Origin of the sequence: Algoriphagus sanaruensis, from assembly GCF_001593605.1 — a bacterium.
GTDB classification, from domain to species: Bacteria; Bacteroidota; Bacteroidia; order Cytophagales; family Cyclobacteriaceae; genus Algoriphagus; species Algoriphagus sanaruensis.
On the sequence record NZ_CP012836.1, the window covers coordinates 814872 to 828438 of the forward strand.

The following is a 13567-nucleotide window of genomic DNA, read 5'->3' on the forward strand; positions in this document are numbered from 1 at the left end:
CCTATCAATTTTAATTTATGGAGCTTTCACCAGAAACAATCAAAACACTTTTAGACCAAGGAATCCAATTAGCCTATAAAATCATCCCAACTCTTATTTATGCGTTACTTTTTTATCTCGTCGGACGCTTTATTGTCAAAAAACTCCTCAAAGGATTTGAAATCCTTCTGGAAAAGAGGGAGGCAAATCCTTCTCTAAATAGTTTCTTGGTCGGCTTAGTCAAAGCTTTGCTGTATGTGTCCTTATTCATCGGAGTAGCCACCATATTGGGAGTTCCGATGTCCTCCTTCTTTGCCATTTTGGGTGCGGCAGGATTAGCAATCGGTTTAGCCTTGCAAGGCTCGCTATCCAATTTTGCTGGAGGTGTATTGATTTTGCTGTTCAAACCATTTAAAGTCGGAGATGTAATCACCGGACAAAATCATACGGGTACCGTAAGTAAGATAGATATTCTGTACACCCATTTACTTACGTTTGACAATAAGGAAGTCATTATTCCCAATGGCAATTTGGCTAATTCCGATGTCGTCAATATCACTGCTCAGCCTACCCGGAGGATGGAAATCAATGTAGGAGTTTCGTATGATGCAGATCTGAAAGAAGTAAGGGAGACGATTTTTGAGATTCTAAAAAATGATCCTCGGGTTCATGAGGATCCAACACCCGTTGTCTGGTTAAATAACTTCGGCGATAGCTCTTTGGATTTAGTGGTTCGTGCCTGGACAAATACTGAGGATGTATGGTCGGTTTATTTTGAAACCATGGAAAAAATCAATTCGGCCTTTCGTGAAAAAGATATCGAAATTCCATTTCCTCAACGTGTTTTGTACCAAAAACCAAATTAATCAAAAGCGGCTCAAGCCGCTTTTTTTAGGAATAGCGCACAAGGATCTCGTCAATGGATTTTCGGGTAATATCCGGAACGTAGGTTTCTTCTTTGGGATAACCCACCGGAAGAAGAAGGTAAGGGCGTTCATTTTCAGGTCGATTCAAGATTTTTCCGAGAAAATTCATTGGGCTGGGCGTATGCGTGACAGTTGCCAGGCCTGCAAGATGAATGGCCGTAATGAGCATTCCGCATGCTATTCCGACTGATTCATTCACATAATAGTGTTGGGCTTTTTGACCTTGTTCCCACCCATAAACTTGTTTAAAAACTACGATCAAGTAAGGTGCATCTTCCAAAAATGGTTTTTGCCAATCCGTTGCCAGTGGCTTGAGGTCATTTTTCCACTCTTCGGACATTCGTGCTGAATAGCTGATTTTTTCCTCTTCTTCCGCTCCTTCTCGAATCTGTTTTTTCAAAATTGGATCAGAAACCAAGCAAAATGTCCAAGGTTGCTTGTGGGCTCCGGAGGGTGCTGTTCCGGCAGATTTTATAATTGTTTCTAAAATTTGCTCGGGAATGGGTTTGGTATCAAATTCTCTTACAGTTCTTCGTGTGTTCATTTTTTGAAAGAACTCATGACTGACTTTTTCCATTTCCTGCTCGTTCAACTGTTCAGAACGGTAGCGAATATGTGAGAATCCCCCGATGTTTTTCTTTTCCATAAGGCATAAAAAAGGCTATCTCGAAAGATAGCCTTTTCTGTAAATTCAAATGCCTGATTAATCCAAGGTAATCTCCTTGCTCCCTCCAGGGTAAGTAATCTTGATTACTTTATCGCAGGTCCCACCTCCATAATCTACACCGACAGTAGTAGTCCCATAGGAATACGTCATAGTCCCAGAACTAGGCACATACACTCCAGTATTCACACAATCTTCTTTGACAATCAAAGCATCAATAATGGTTGCTGTATAGCTTTTGTTATCTCGACTAGTGCCAGAAGCGGTACCCGTCACCGAGGCTTCATAGCCAGAGGAAGCCAAGCTTACCAGTCGGGTTTGGTCTGTCGTGTACGTGACAAAGGTGTTATCTGGCCAGGTGATTTTTCCATCCGTGATTTTCACTTTAAGTGACACTTTAGAGTTGATCAAGTCAATGCCGGCATTCGTTAGTGAGCGGGTTCCTTCAATTTTGATTCCGTTCACTTCATATCCTTGGAATGTGGTGGTCACAGAAGCACCTGGGAAAAGGAAATTGGTTCCGGTGTAGTTCAGAATGATTTTTCCTTTTCGGGTGACGCCGTTGGATGAGGTACAACCCGCTCCAAAATCTACAATGATCGTTTTGGTAGCAGTATCGTGATCGATACTTGATCCTTCACATAGTTCTGTTGTTTGGGTAGTTCGAAGTCCCAACCCGCTTGTCTGGATGACATCGAGTAACAAAAAGTCTAAGTCTTCAAACGAAGAGTTAATCACAAATTCATCTTCTACAAGGCTTAAATCTGGCTCCCCGGCAATAGGGTTAGGATCGTCAGAACAGGCAAAGTTCAAAAGTACGAGCGTTGCTAGCGCTACTGAGGCAAGGTATGATTGAATCGTTTTCATAGTTTGAAATAAAAATGAGAGGATAAAATTTATTTATTCTTAGATGGTTCAGAAGGTTTTGATTTGGTTCGATCACTGACACAGCCAATGTTTTGGGTCAATGCAATGTCTTTAGGAAGAATTCCAAAATCCTGTGAAAGGTCCCAATCTTCCAATTCGGGGGTTTCCAATTTAGGTCGAGTTGAGGACTTTTTTTTCATAGGACAAAGTTGATTGAGTTTTGGCAATTTGATAGGAACTCGATGAAAAAGTTTAAAATTTTCATGAATTTCTATCTTTGATCATGCAATCATTCGATTTTAATTCTCAAGGATTAGACCAAAAGCTACTCAAAATACGAAGGCAGAGTATTCAAGTTTCATTGATTCGAATCTTGGTATTTTTCACCTTGGGTGCTGTAGCAATTTTAGGGGTTTCTGAGCATCCTTTTTGGTTGATTCTAGCAGCAGCAATTGGGATTTTATTCGTTCGACTCATCCAGCGATATACTTTTTTAAAAGATCAAGAGGCGATCTACAATAAGTTGGATCAAATCCTTCGAGAGCGAAAAAATCGAATTGATCGGCAGCTGACGGGATTGGATACCGGCATGGAGTTTATGGAAAAGGAGCACCCTTTTTCAGGAGATTTAGATCTTTTTGGTTTGCATTCCTTCTTCCAATTGCTCAATCATACCGGAACTGCGGAGGGGAAGAGTCTTTTGGCATCTGCCATGAAAGCTCCGTTTGATTTTAGAACAATTGCTGAAAGACAACTTGCAGTCAAAGATCTAGCAGGCCGGCCTTCATTTTTGGAGGCCATGGAAGCAGTGTCGAGATCCTTTCCCCTTTCTGCTTTGGATCGGATCAAGTGGGAGGCATGGCTTAAAAAAATAGAACCCAAGTCCGTCTTATTTCAAGTTTTGGCTGTTGTAGGGCCTTTGGGTGGAGTTCTTATTTCAGTTGGTCTATATGCGGAATGGATTCCCCAGTGGATGCTGGGATTATGGATATTGCTTGGGGCAGGGTTTTTATCCAGGATATTCCAGCCCTTGAAAAATGCAGCTGAATCGATTCCAGTGGCCTCTCATCTCAAATCCTGGAGGTTAAGAGCGCAATTAATTGAGCAGGAGAAATTTTCATCAGAAAGATTAATAGCCGAGCAGGAAAAGCTCGGGAAGGAATCTCAAAAAAGCTCAGAGTTATTAAATGATCTCGATCGACTTGGGCTTTGGGTTCAAAATCGAATCAATTTGCTCTACATTCCTTTGAATCTGATTTTTTGGTTAGACTTTTTGATTTACTTCAGATTGGTTAAGTGGAAATCAAAAGTTGGGGATTCGCTAGGTCAGCTTCCCCATCATCTCGATCACTGGGAGGTTTGGATTTCATTGGGCGGATTTGAATATGAGCTTGGTGGCAAAGGAGAGGTAATCCTAGATCAGGAGAAAATGCTCAGTGGAACCAAAGTTTCTCATCCCTTACTCCTCCCTCAAAAAGCGATTGCGAATTCCTTGAGTTTTAATGCTGAAAAAAGGCTCGTCCTACTCACAGGTGCCAATATGAGCGGAAAGACGACATTTATGCGCACCCTAGGCATTAACTGCGTTTTGGTCAATTTGGGACTGAGTCCTTATGCAGAATCGATCACTTTTGGGGATTTTCAATTGTTTACAAGCATGCGAAATACTGACAATCTCGGTGAAAGCGTAAGCTCATTTTATGCCGAACTGAGTCGAATTCGTCGATTAATTGATCGAGTTGAATCTGGTGAGACTATATTTTTCCTGTTAGATGAGATCCTCAAAGGAACCAATACCGAGGATCGTATTTCTGGATCCAAGGCATTGATTCAGCAGATTCTTCAAACACCAGGATTTGGAATCATCAGTACGCATGATATTGAGCTATCTGAATTGGGGAAAAGTGAGGGGCTTGTCCATAATTTTTCTTTTCACTCCCAAATCAGTGATGAGTTCATTCATTTTGATTACTTCCTGAAAGAGGGACCTTGTCCGAGTTTTAATGCTCATAAATTGATGGAATTGATGGGGATTAGGTTTAAGCCCAAGGCCTAGGGTTTTTCCTTCGGCCTTTATCTTGTACTTTTACATACCAATCAAGCCATGACAACGAACACTTCTTCTCAGATTCTTGGTGTCCTAGGCGGAGGACAGCTCGGCCGCATGCTGATTCAGTCAGCGATCAATTACAACCAAGACATTCATATTCTCGATCCTGACCCGAATGCTCCTTGCAAGGATATTGCGCAGCATTTCCAAGTTGGTTCCTTAAAGGATTTTGACACGGTTTATTCGTTTGGGAAAAGCTGTGATGTACTTACCGTAGAAATTGAAGCAGTAAATACCGATGCGCTTCACAAGCTTGCAGATGAGGGAAAAAAAGTATTTCCACAGCCTCATATTCTGAAATTAATTCAGGATAAGCGTGAACAAAAGCAGTTTTATGCGCAGAATGGGATTCCTACTGCGGATTTTATCCTTACTGAGAACAAGGCAGATGTTATTTCAAAAGCTTCTTTTTTGCCTGCTGTAAATAAGTTGGGGAAAGAGGGCTATGATGGACGTGGGGTTCAGATTTTGAGAAGAGAGGCCGATTTGGATCAGGCTTTTGATGCGCCCGGATTGCTTGAAAAACTGATTGATTTTGACAAGGAAATCGCTGTCACCGTTGCCCGTAATGAAAACGGAGACCTAATCGCCTACCCTGCCGTTGAATGTGCTTTTCATCCTACTGCCAATCTGGTTGAATTTCTTTTTGCGCCAGCTGAAATTTCTGCTGAAGTAGAAGCCAAGGCCCAGGAAATTGCCAAGGAAGTGATTTTAAAACTAGATATGGTTGGAATCTTGGCGGTGGAAATGTTCGTTACCAAAACGGGCGAAGTCCTGGTCAATGAAATCGCACCTCGTCCGCACAATAGCGGCCACCATACCATCGAAGCCAACTTTACTTCTCAATTTGAGCAGCATCTGCGCTCCGTGATGAACTGGCCCCTAGGCAATCCCGACCTGAGATGTCCGGCCGCGATGATTAACCTGCTTGGCGAAGACGGATTTTCTGGCCCTGCGATCGTTGAGGGAAAAGAAGAAGCCATGGCAGAAAAGGGAGTATACATTCATTTGTATGGAAAAAAACTAACCAAGCCTTTCCGCAAAATGGGCCACGTGACCATTTTGGATGAAAATGTGGAAAGCCTTAAAGCCCGAGCACACCGTATTAAAGAACTGATCAAAATAAAATCAAACGCATGAACCCACAGGTAGGAATCATCATGGGAAGTCAATCTGACCTCCCAATCATGGCAGAAGCCGCTCAATTTTTGGAAGAATTGGGAATTGCATACGAGCTCACTGTGGTATCTGCTCACCGAACTCCTCAGCGAATGATCGACTATGCAGGTTCGGCCCGCGAGCGTGGAGTAAAAGTGATCGTGGCAGGTGCCGGTGGTGCTGCTCATTTGCCTGGGATGGTCGCTTCCTTGACCAGCTTACCAGTCATCGGAGTCCCAGTGAAAAGCTCCAACTCGATCGATGGTTGGGACAGTATTTTATCTATTCTCCAAATGCCAAGTGGGATTCCGGTAGCCACAGTAGCACTCAATGGAGGGAAAAACGCAGGGATCTTAGCCGCTTCTATCGTGGGGGCTTACGATGCTGAGATCGGGAAAAAGATGGATGCTTTCAAGACTGGCCTTCGTGAAAAAGTAGAAGAATCTGCTGCTCAACTAGAGGAAAAGGGCTGGAAAGCGGTGTTGAAGAAATGATCAATATTCAATAACCCATACTCCACCCCATGAACTGGAATAAACCTATCAAATTCAAATTCGGTGGTGAAGATTGGGAAATGCCCCTTTCTACGCTACTTCTATTGGTATTTTTGACGATTGTGTTAATGTTAGGAGGTGCCTGGCTGGGATTCCAGTTTGGAGCAGGAAAGCTGTAATAAATTCGAAAATTCTAACTTGAGCCGATTAGCAACCCTAATCGGCTCTTATTTTTTATAATTTTGAGCCGAATAATAAGTCTATTCGGCTCAAAAAATCAATATATTTGAGCCGAATAAGAATCTTAATCGGCTCATGAGCTACAATTGGCAACAGACAGGATGGCCGAAATTTCAGTTTACCCCAGGATTGATCGATGATATTCAGCTCAAATTTTTATTGAAGTCTGGTAAATCCAACGGGCAGTATGCTGGAGTTTCTTCCGAGAAGAAAGACCAACTTCTTGTGGATATTCTGTTGTCTGAAGCAATCAAGACTTCCGAGATCGAGGGAGAATTCCTTAGCCGAGTCGATGTGATGTCTTCGATCAAGAAGAATCTCGGCATTCACGAGGAGCAGCCTCGATTGGTCAAAGATCAACGTGCCAAAGGCATTGCCAAACTGATGGTTGCAGTTCGCCAATCTTGGAAAGATCTACTCACGGATTCCTACCTTTTTTCATGGCATGAGATGCTGATGGAAGGCAATCGCTACATCCAAGCCGGCAAATGGCGAAGTGGCATGGAACCGATGCAGGTCGTTTCTGGTGCGATGGGAAAAGAAGTGATTCATTTTGAAGCACCACCATCTAGCCAAGTTTCTAGCGAAATGGATCGCTTTATCACTTGGTTTAATGCGACTGCGCCGGGGGGAGTCACCCAAATTCTTAACCCTATTTTACGTTCAGCATTGGTGCATCTGTACTTTGAGAGCATTCATCCCTTTGAGGATGGGAACGGACGAATCGGGCGAGCTTTGGCTGAGAAAGCCTTGCATCAAGGTCTGGATCAGCCGATTTTGATCAGTTTGTCTGAAGTTATTGAAGCAGATCGCAATCGCTATTATGAGCAACTCAAGCAAGCGCAACGTACGCTTCAGGTGGACGAATGGCTGCTTTATTTTGCCGATGTAGTCTTGAAGGCTCAAGAAAAAGTGGAAGAGTTGATTGAGTTTTCTCTAAAGAAGTCCCTTCTTTTTGACTCTTTCCGAAACCAGTTAAATGAGCGCGAACTAAAGACACTTACCCGAATGCTAGAGGAAGGTCCCGATGGATTTCAGGGAGGGATGAATGCTAAAAAATACATGTCTTTGACAGGTTCTTCCAAAGCTACTGCCACTCGAGACTTACAGCATTTGCGGGATTTGGGGATTTTTGTGCCGGAGGGAGGAGGGCGAAGTGTGCGGTATCAGATAAATTTATAATCCAAAAACAAAACCCTCCAAGGGACTTTAGCCCTTGGAGGAGATAAAAATTCCATGAATCATCTGGTCCAGCTCCGACGCACGCTCCACCAATTTCCAGAAACCGCGCTCGAGGAAACTCAAACTGCTCAGCGTATTTTGGAATTTTTCCGACCTCTTTCCCCTGATCAGATCTTCGAAAATCTGGGAGGAACCGGACTGGCATTTGTTTTCGAAGGGAAAAAACCCGGTCAAAGAATCCTGTTCCGCTGCGAACTCGATGGATTACCAATTGAGGACTTGAACCCAAGCAATCACCAAAGTCAGATTCCCGGTAAGGGCCATCTCTGTGGACACGATGGTCATATGGCGATTTTGTGTGGTTTGGGTGAAAAGCTTTCCCAAAACCGACCTGAATCCGGGGAAGTCGTTCTACTTTTCCAGCCGGCAGAAGAGACTGGCGAAGGAGCCAAAGCTGTCCTTTCGGATTCTAGATTTGAGCAAATACGACCTGATTTTGCATTTGCCCTTCATAACCTTCCCGGCTTTCCCCTTCACCAAGCCATCACACGAGAAGGGACATTTGCCGCGGGAAGTACCGGGATGACGCTCATTTTTACTGGAAAAACATCCCATGCTGCTCATCCTGAGGATGGAAAAAATCCATCAGTAGCCATCTCAAAATTGATTTTGGCAATTCCCGAAATTTGTCGAACTATTCCTGGGTTCTGCTTGGCAACGGTGATTCAAGTAGATTTGGGAGGTTTGGCTTTTGGTACGAGTGCAGGAAAGGGAAGCTTGAGCCTTACCTTGCGGGCTTTTGATCAGGAAAACTTGAATCGCTTGATTCAAGAAGTAACCACAAAAGCCAATTCCTTGGCACTTGATGATCAACTTGATTTGAAGGTTCGATTTCAGGAAAGTTTTGCTGTTTCTAAAAATGACATAGCTGCTACTCCATTTGCGATGAAGGCCTTTGCAAATTTGAACTTGGTGGTAGTTGAAAAGGCTGAGCCATTTCGATGGTCCGAGGACTTTGGACTATTTAGCCAAATTGCTCCTTCCTATTTGTTTGGGTTAGGTGCAGGTGAAAAATGCGCGCAATTGCACCAACCTACCTATGATTTTCCGGATGAATTGATCGAAACGGGAGTAACTATTTTTTGGGAAATCGTAAAAGAGACCTGTCAGGTTTCCAAAACCTGACAGGTCTTTTCTGGAGAGACTTTCTCCTTAAAAATCTGAGTAATCCGTCGGATATAGAAGTCGCTGATCGTTTTTGTTCATGATGTTTTGGTACTCTGGCATTACCTTCATTCGATTCCAATCTTCATCAGAACCAAACGCTTTCCAATGAGCCTCTCGAGATTCGATGGTTTCGAATGTGGTCATATACATCAAATTAGGCATTGAGGCACCTGCAATGACTTCCCCATAAAATACCGGATTGAAGTTGAGCTTGGTAAAAATGTCCATTTCCCCTTCGTTAAACATCTTCACTTTTTGTTTGTAAAGTTTTTCTGTTGGGGATTCATAGCTTCTCAATTCATAAACACGATCTTTTTTAGGACCTGTTAGGTTTGGTTCGCTATATCTCGGATGTCCGGTAAAGGCCTGTAAAAAGGCAGTTTCAATTCTTTGGTAGGGAGGATTCTCAAAAGCCGCATTGATGTATGCGGCGCCAGCTTGTTGATAGACTTGATCTTTGGCTAATTTTCCTTCCATTTCAGAATAGGCTTTCATGGAAGAATAAGGAATAAATAGATATACTTTTTTGCCTGCGTCAGCTTGGGAAGCAATAGGTTTAAAAACTCCAACTTTGGCAATGCCATTCCGGTGAAAAGCTGGCAAAAGTGCCTTTTCTAAGTAGCCGTCGATTTGGCTTTCCTGACTGGCGTTTTCAATGTGGTAAATTCTCAATTCATAGAAGTCCCTTTTTCCGTTTTGGGCGAATAGACTGACAGAAAGGAAAGAAAGCAGTACGATTGAAAGTAGCTTTTTGATATTCATGGAATTAGGTTTTTGGGTTGAGGTGTTGAATTGATTTTCAATTTAGGTCAAAAAGTAGAAGTCACTATCCCGCTCACAGAATGCTTTGGTCAATCAGGTAATTTTTCTTAAAATCATTTTACTCCGCAAAAGCTTGACTTAGGCTCACTAAGGGAAGTAAAAGGTAGCAGACCTTTCAGGTTTTTAAAACCTGACAGGTCTAAATCCACCAAAAAGCCCAGAAGGAATTTCCCTCGGGGCTTATTTTTCTTAAATGAAAGATGGATTTTCGAATGTCTTATTTCCAAAAAATCAGAAACTGAAACATCGGTCACCGGACATCTGACATCCAACTTTTTATTTCTTCTGCGCCTTTTTCATCGGGTTGTCGCCCATAGATGCTCCTCTCACACCGCCGGCACCTTTGAATAATTCAAAACGCGTTGGCTGGTATTGTCTCGGCCAATAGTTGCTGGTTTCATCGATGTCGGCAGTTTCCCGCTTAGGATCGAGTACAAATCGAACTACTTCTTTTTGCTTCGCAAAAACTTTGGTCACCTGAGATTCATTTTTTCTCCAGATTTCTGCTGGAATTCGCTCGATTTCAGAAGTGCCGTCTGTGTAGTGGAATTCAATGATCAATGGCATCACCAAGCCCCCAACGTTTTTAAAAGTCATTTCATAGAAGTTCATGTTGCTGTTGAGCAAGGCTTTTTCTTTCTCTGTCAAGCTAGCCATAAACTTCTTGTAGGCATCCTCATCTTCTGGTGTTACTGTAAAAGGATTATAGCTGTTATAGAAATCTCGAGTCGCTGGATCTGCTTCTACCACGGTTTGTTTTACATCCGTTTTATTGAATTCCTTGGAAACATAGGATTCTTCTAAATCGAAAGCTTGTTTTGCATCCGCCTTTTTCTGAGCAGGAGTTCGGTTGTCAAGCTTGTACCAGCTTACATTTTCAATGGAAATATCAACCGGTTCAGTTCCATAGAACCAACCTCTCCAGAACCAATCCAAATCTACTGCCGATGCATCTTCCAAGGTTCTAAAGAAATCATCTGGGGTTGGGTGCTTAAACATCCATCTTCTCGAGTACTCTTTGAAAGCGAAGTCAAACAACTCTCTGCCCATTACCGTCTCCCGAAGGATATTCAAGGCAGTGGCAGGTTTGGCATAAGCATTCGGCCCAAATTGGATGATGTTTTCAGAATTGGTCATGATTGGCTCAAGCAAGTGCTTTTCACTTCTCATGTAAGGCACAATTTTATGTGCTGGACCACGACGGGAAGGATAGTTTCTGTCCCATTCTTGCTCAGCCATAAACTGCATGAACGTATTCAAGCCCTCATCCATCCAAGTCCACTGACGCTCGTCAGAGTTGACGATCATCGGGAAGAAGTTGTGACCCACTTCATGGATAATCACGGAAATCATCCCATACTTAATCGCATCAGAGTAAGTACCATCCGCGTCTGGACGTCCATAGTTGAAGCAGATCATCGGATATTCCATTCCGTTACTTGCCTCCACAGAGATGGCTACAGGGTAGGGATAATCAAAGGAATGCGCTGAGTAAGACTTCAACGTATGCGCTACCACTCGAGTGGAATATTGTTCCCAAAGTGGATTTCCTTCTTTTCCGTAGTAAGACATCGCCATCACATCTTTTCCAGCCAATTTCACCGCCATTGCATCCCAGATGAATTTTCTTGATGAAGTCCAGGCAAAGTCTCGGACATTTTCAGCTTTGAATACCCAAGTCTTTTTGCCAGATCCTTTCTTTTTTTCCAAGGCTTCAGCCTCAGCTTGGGTTCGAATTACGACTGGTTTATCAAAGGTCTGCTTGGCCTTATTCCATCGCTCTAACTCGGTAGCAGAAAGGACTTCTTCAGGATTTTGAAGTACACCAGTCGCACCGACCATGTGGTCAGCAGGCACGGTGATGCGTACTTCGTAGTTTCCAAATGTCAAGGCAAACTCCCCAGATCCTAGGAATTGCTTGTTTTGCCATCCTTCGAAGTCTGAGTAAACGGCCATTCTTGGAAACCACTCAGACATCGTGTAGAGGTAATTGCCATCTTTTGGGAAAAATTCATAGCCTGGACGGCCTCCAATAAAGCCCATTCGATCGGTGATGTTAAAGCTCCAATCCACCGAAAAAGTGAATGTCTCTCCTGCCTTCAACGGTTGGGGAAGGTCCACTCGCATCATGGTTTTGTTGATTGCGATGTGAAGCGGATTTCCAGATGCGTCCTTGATCGAGTGGATTTTGATGTCATGATCGTCAGAATGCCAAAGGATTCCCTCAAGAGCTCTCATGGACATTCTTGGGCCGATGCTGGATTCAGTTACCTTGGGTGTATCAGAGTCTTTGGATCGGTTGTTTTGATCCAACTGCAACCAAAGGTAGGTCAACTGATCCGGGGAATTATTGATGTAAGTGACCGCTTCAGAGCCTTTGATCGACTGGTTGTCGTCATTTAGCTCAACACTGATCACATAGTTAGCTTGCTGCTGCCAGTACATGTGGCCTGGAGCGCCAGATGCTGTTCGGTACACATTGGGTGTACGAAGCATGGTGCCGAGTTGCTCAAATCGTACGGCGTGGTTTTGCTCGGTATGCTGAGCAAGCAGGGGAGAGATTCCCGCCAATCCCAAAGCGGCAATCGCGAGTAGTTTTTTCCTCATGTTCATATTTGGCCTAATTCAATTTTCTAAGTAACAACTTGGTGTCCAAACAGAAAAGAATTCTGTTCTGGATGGTAATTTTTTACCAAAATTTGGTTTCAAGCATCAGCATACAGGCTACGCCAAGGACAAAAGCGGATACGATCAGCGTCCAGTCTTTTCTGTTGACTCCTGCTAAACCTAAGAGCGAAGTCAGAATCAGAAATGCTGTTACGATCACAATCTGTCCGGCTTCTAAACCAAGGTTAAATGCCAGGAGCGGCTGCCATATGCTAGCCTCTTTTCCCAACAATTCTTTCAGGTAATTTGAAAATCCCAGCCCGTGGATCAAACCAAAGAAAACAGCAAAAATGTAGTTGAGCTGAATGCCTTTTCCTGTGGATGGTTTGGGCTTAAAGAGATTTACCAATGCGGTAATAGCAATGGTAACTGGAATGAGAAATTCGATCAGATCCGATCGAACTTGAATTACATTAAAGGTAGCTAATGCAAGGGTCAGCGAATGTCCAATTGTAAAGGCAGTGACCAGAATTAAGATCTTTTTCCAATCCCGAGCCACGTAAACCGCACACAAGGCCAACACAAATAAAATATGGTCAAAGCCCTGGATATCGAGGATATGCTCCAGTCCGAGTTTGAAGTAAAGTTCAAATGAAGACATATTTGGGTGTTAAGCTTCTGAAAGAGTTAAATTGCGGGCAATTATACAGGTTTATTCTCATAAAAAGTCAAACTCCCTTCGCTAAATGCAACAGGTTTACATTTTAATAGTCGGATTTTGGATGACCCTTATCCATCCTTTTTTCATCTCACTGACAGAGATGCGGTATAACTCTCAAAGTAAGAAAATGGAAATCGCGCAGAAGATTTTTTGGGATGACTTGGAAGTTGGATTGGCTAAAGAATTTAAAGGCAAAGTGGATTTTCTCAATCCAACCGACAAAGCCAAACTCGAAAGCCAAATTAAAACCTATCTCCTCAAGCATAACCAAGTCTGGGTTAATGGCAAATTACTCACGCTAAACTATTTGGGCCATGAGGTGGAGGAGGATGCCGCTTGGTTTTATCTGGAATCTTCCCAAGCCGAAACTCCCAAAACGGTGGAAATGAAAAATACGATTCTGCTTGAAGACTTTGACGGGCAGCAAAATATTGTCCATGTCTATTTTCAGTCAAAATCGCCCCGAAGTATGCTTTTGGGAAAAGGAGAAGAAAAGGGGAAGGTGGAGTTTTGAGGAATTTGAAAATTGAAAGATTGGAAGATTGAAACATTTCAATCAAGCAAAAAACC

14 protein-coding genes are annotated in these 13567 nt (G+C 43.1%); 8 read left to right on the top strand and 6 right to left on the bottom strand.

The features are described 5' to 3' along the window. The first annotated feature begins 17 nt into the window (after positions 1 to 17). Positions 18 to 845, top strand: a complete 828-nt coding sequence (locus AO498_RS03600; protein ID WP_067543849.1) for a mechanosensitive ion channel family protein — start codon at positions 18 to 20, stop codon at positions 843 to 845. Between the two features lie 25 nt (positions 846 to 870). On the opposite strand, the gene AO498_RS03605 is transcribed toward AO498_RS03600, so the two are convergent. Genes AO498_RS03605 through AO498_RS17225 form a run of 3 tightly spaced genes read right to left on the bottom strand, consistent with a single transcriptional unit; the run spans position 871 to position 2636 of the window. Further along, complete coding sequence (locus tag AO498_RS03605) at positions 871 to 1551, bottom strand: nitroreductase family protein (protein WP_067543851.1); 681 nt, start codon at positions 1549 to 1551, stop codon at positions 871 to 873. Between the two features lie 57 nt (positions 1552 to 1608). Next, positions 1609 to 2436: a hypothetical protein gene (locus AO498_RS03610; RefSeq protein ID WP_067543853.1), complete on the bottom strand. Its 828-nt coding sequence runs from the start codon at positions 2434 to 2436 to the stop codon at positions 1609 to 1611. Positions 2437 to 2465: 29 nt separating this feature from the next. Next, on the bottom strand, positions 2466 to 2636 hold the full coding sequence (locus tag AO498_RS17225) for a hypothetical protein (protein WP_192842568.1): 171 nt from the start codon (positions 2634 to 2636) through the stop codon (positions 2466 to 2468). 83 nt (positions 2637 to 2719) lie between these two features. Between AO498_RS17225 and AO498_RS03615 the strand changes: the two genes are divergently transcribed. The 6 genes from AO498_RS03615 to AO498_RS03635 all read left to right on the top strand — a co-directional run bounded on the left by AO498_RS03615 (position 2720) and on the right by AO498_RS03635 (position 8805). Next, complete coding sequence (locus tag AO498_RS03615; protein WP_067543855.1) at positions 2720 to 4492, top strand: MutS-related protein; 1773 nt, start codon at positions 2720 to 2722, stop codon at positions 4490 to 4492. Between the two features lie 48 nt (positions 4493 to 4540). After that, a complete protein-coding gene (locus AO498_RS03620) occupies positions 4541 to 5686 on the top strand; it encodes a 5-(carboxyamino)imidazole ribonucleotide synthase (RefSeq protein WP_067543857.1) in 1146 nt (381 codons plus the stop codon). Beyond that, positions 5683 to 6198, top strand: a complete 516-nt coding sequence (gene purE / locus AO498_RS03625) for a 5-(carboxyamino)imidazole ribonucleotide mutase (protein ID WP_067543859.1) — start codon at positions 5683 to 5685, stop codon at positions 6196 to 6198. Before AO498_RS03620 ends, purE begins: the two co-directional genes overlap by 4 nt. A 29-nt stretch (positions 6199 to 6227) precedes the next feature. Beyond that, positions 6228 to 6377, top strand: a complete 150-nt coding sequence (locus tag AO498_RS17230; RefSeq protein ID WP_192842569.1) for a hypothetical protein — start codon at positions 6228 to 6230, stop codon at positions 6375 to 6377. Positions 6378 to 6513: 136 nt separating this feature from the next. Next, on the top strand, positions 6514 to 7620 hold the full coding sequence (locus tag AO498_RS03630; protein ID WP_067543861.1) for a Fic family protein: 1107 nt from the start codon (positions 6514 to 6516) through the stop codon (positions 7618 to 7620). A gap of 54 nt (positions 7621 to 7674) precedes the next feature. After that, positions 7675 to 8805, top strand: a complete 1131-nt coding sequence (locus AO498_RS03635; protein ID WP_067543863.1) for an amidohydrolase — start codon at positions 7675 to 7677, stop codon at positions 8803 to 8805. A gap of 27 nt (positions 8806 to 8832) precedes the next feature. On the opposite strand, the gene AO498_RS03640 is transcribed toward AO498_RS03635, so the two are convergent. The 3 genes from AO498_RS03640 to AO498_RS03650 all read right to left on the bottom strand — a co-directional run bounded on the left by AO498_RS03640 (position 8833) and on the right by AO498_RS03650 (position 12937). Next, the gene (locus AO498_RS03640) at positions 8833 to 9609 is read right to left on the bottom strand and encodes an NIPSNAP family protein (protein ID WP_067543865.1); all 777 of its coding nucleotides are present in this window, start codon (positions 9607 to 9609) and stop codon (positions 8833 to 8835) included. Between the two features lie 336 nt (positions 9610 to 9945). Then, positions 9946 to 12276 (bottom strand): M1 family metallopeptidase, encoded by a 2331-nt coding sequence (locus tag AO498_RS03645; RefSeq protein WP_102135882.1) that lies wholly within the window; start codon positions 12274 to 12276, stop codon positions 9946 to 9948. Between the two features lie 82 nt (positions 12277 to 12358). Next, entirely contained in the window at positions 12359 to 12937 is a 579-nt protein-coding gene (locus AO498_RS03650; protein ID WP_067543871.1) for a HupE/UreJ family protein, read from the bottom strand. 85 nt (positions 12938 to 13022) lie between these two features. Here AO498_RS03650 and AO498_RS03655 point away from each other — a divergent pair, with 85 nt between their 5' ends. Then, on the top strand, positions 13023 to 13511 hold the full coding sequence (locus AO498_RS03655; RefSeq protein WP_067543872.1) for a DUF6702 family protein: 489 nt from the start codon (positions 13023 to 13025) through the stop codon (positions 13509 to 13511). The last annotated feature ends 56 nt before the right edge of the window (positions 13512 to 13567 follow it).

What these genes read in the sequence shown, in the direction of transcription:
- purE (WP_067543859.1), top strand. Translation starts at nt 5,683, where the DNA reads ATGAACCCACAGGTAGGAATCATCATGGGAAGTCAATCTGACCTCCCA.
- AO498_RS03605 (WP_067543851.1), bottom strand. Translation starts at nt 1,551, where the DNA reads ATGGAAAAGAAAAACATCGGGGGATTCTCACATATTCGCTACCGTTCT.
- AO498_RS03610 (WP_067543853.1), bottom strand. Translation starts at nt 2,436, where the DNA reads ATGAAAACGATTCAATCATACCTTGCCTCAGTAGCGCTAGCAACGCTC.
- AO498_RS03645 (WP_102135882.1), bottom strand. Translation starts at nt 12,276, where the DNA reads ATGAGGAAAAAACTACTCGCGATTGCCGCTTTGGGATTGGCGGGAATC.
- AO498_RS03650 (WP_067543871.1), bottom strand. Translation starts at nt 12,937, where the DNA reads ATGTCTTCATTTGAACTTTACTTCAAACTCGGACTGGAGCATATCCTC.
- AO498_RS03615 (WP_067543855.1), top strand. Translation starts at nt 2,720, where the DNA reads ATGCAATCATTCGATTTTAATTCTCAAGGATTAGACCAAAAGCTACTC.
- AO498_RS03620 (WP_067543857.1), top strand. Translation starts at nt 4,541, where the DNA reads ATGACAACGAACACTTCTTCTCAGATTCTTGGTGTCCTAGGCGGAGGA.
- AO498_RS03600 (WP_067543849.1), top strand. Translation starts at nt 18, where the DNA reads ATGGAGCTTTCACCAGAAACAATCAAAACACTTTTAGACCAAGGAATC.
- AO498_RS03655 (WP_067543872.1), top strand. Translation starts at nt 13,023, where the DNA reads ATGCAACAGGTTTACATTTTAATAGTCGGATTTTGGATGACCCTTATC.
- AO498_RS03640 (WP_067543865.1), bottom strand. Translation starts at nt 9,609, where the DNA reads ATGAATATCAAAAAGCTACTTTCAATCGTACTGCTTTCTTTCCTTTCT.
- AO498_RS17225 (WP_192842568.1), bottom strand. Translation starts at nt 2,636, where the DNA reads ATGAAAAAAAAGTCCTCAACTCGACCTAAATTGGAAACCCCCGAATTG.
- AO498_RS03630 (WP_067543861.1), top strand. Translation starts at nt 6,514, where the DNA reads ATGAGCTACAATTGGCAACAGACAGGATGGCCGAAATTTCAGTTTACC.
- AO498_RS17230 (WP_192842569.1), top strand. Translation starts at nt 6,228, where the DNA reads ATGAACTGGAATAAACCTATCAAATTCAAATTCGGTGGTGAAGATTGG.
- AO498_RS03635 (WP_067543863.1), top strand. Translation starts at nt 7,675, where the DNA reads ATGAATCATCTGGTCCAGCTCCGACGCACGCTCCACCAATTTCCAGAA.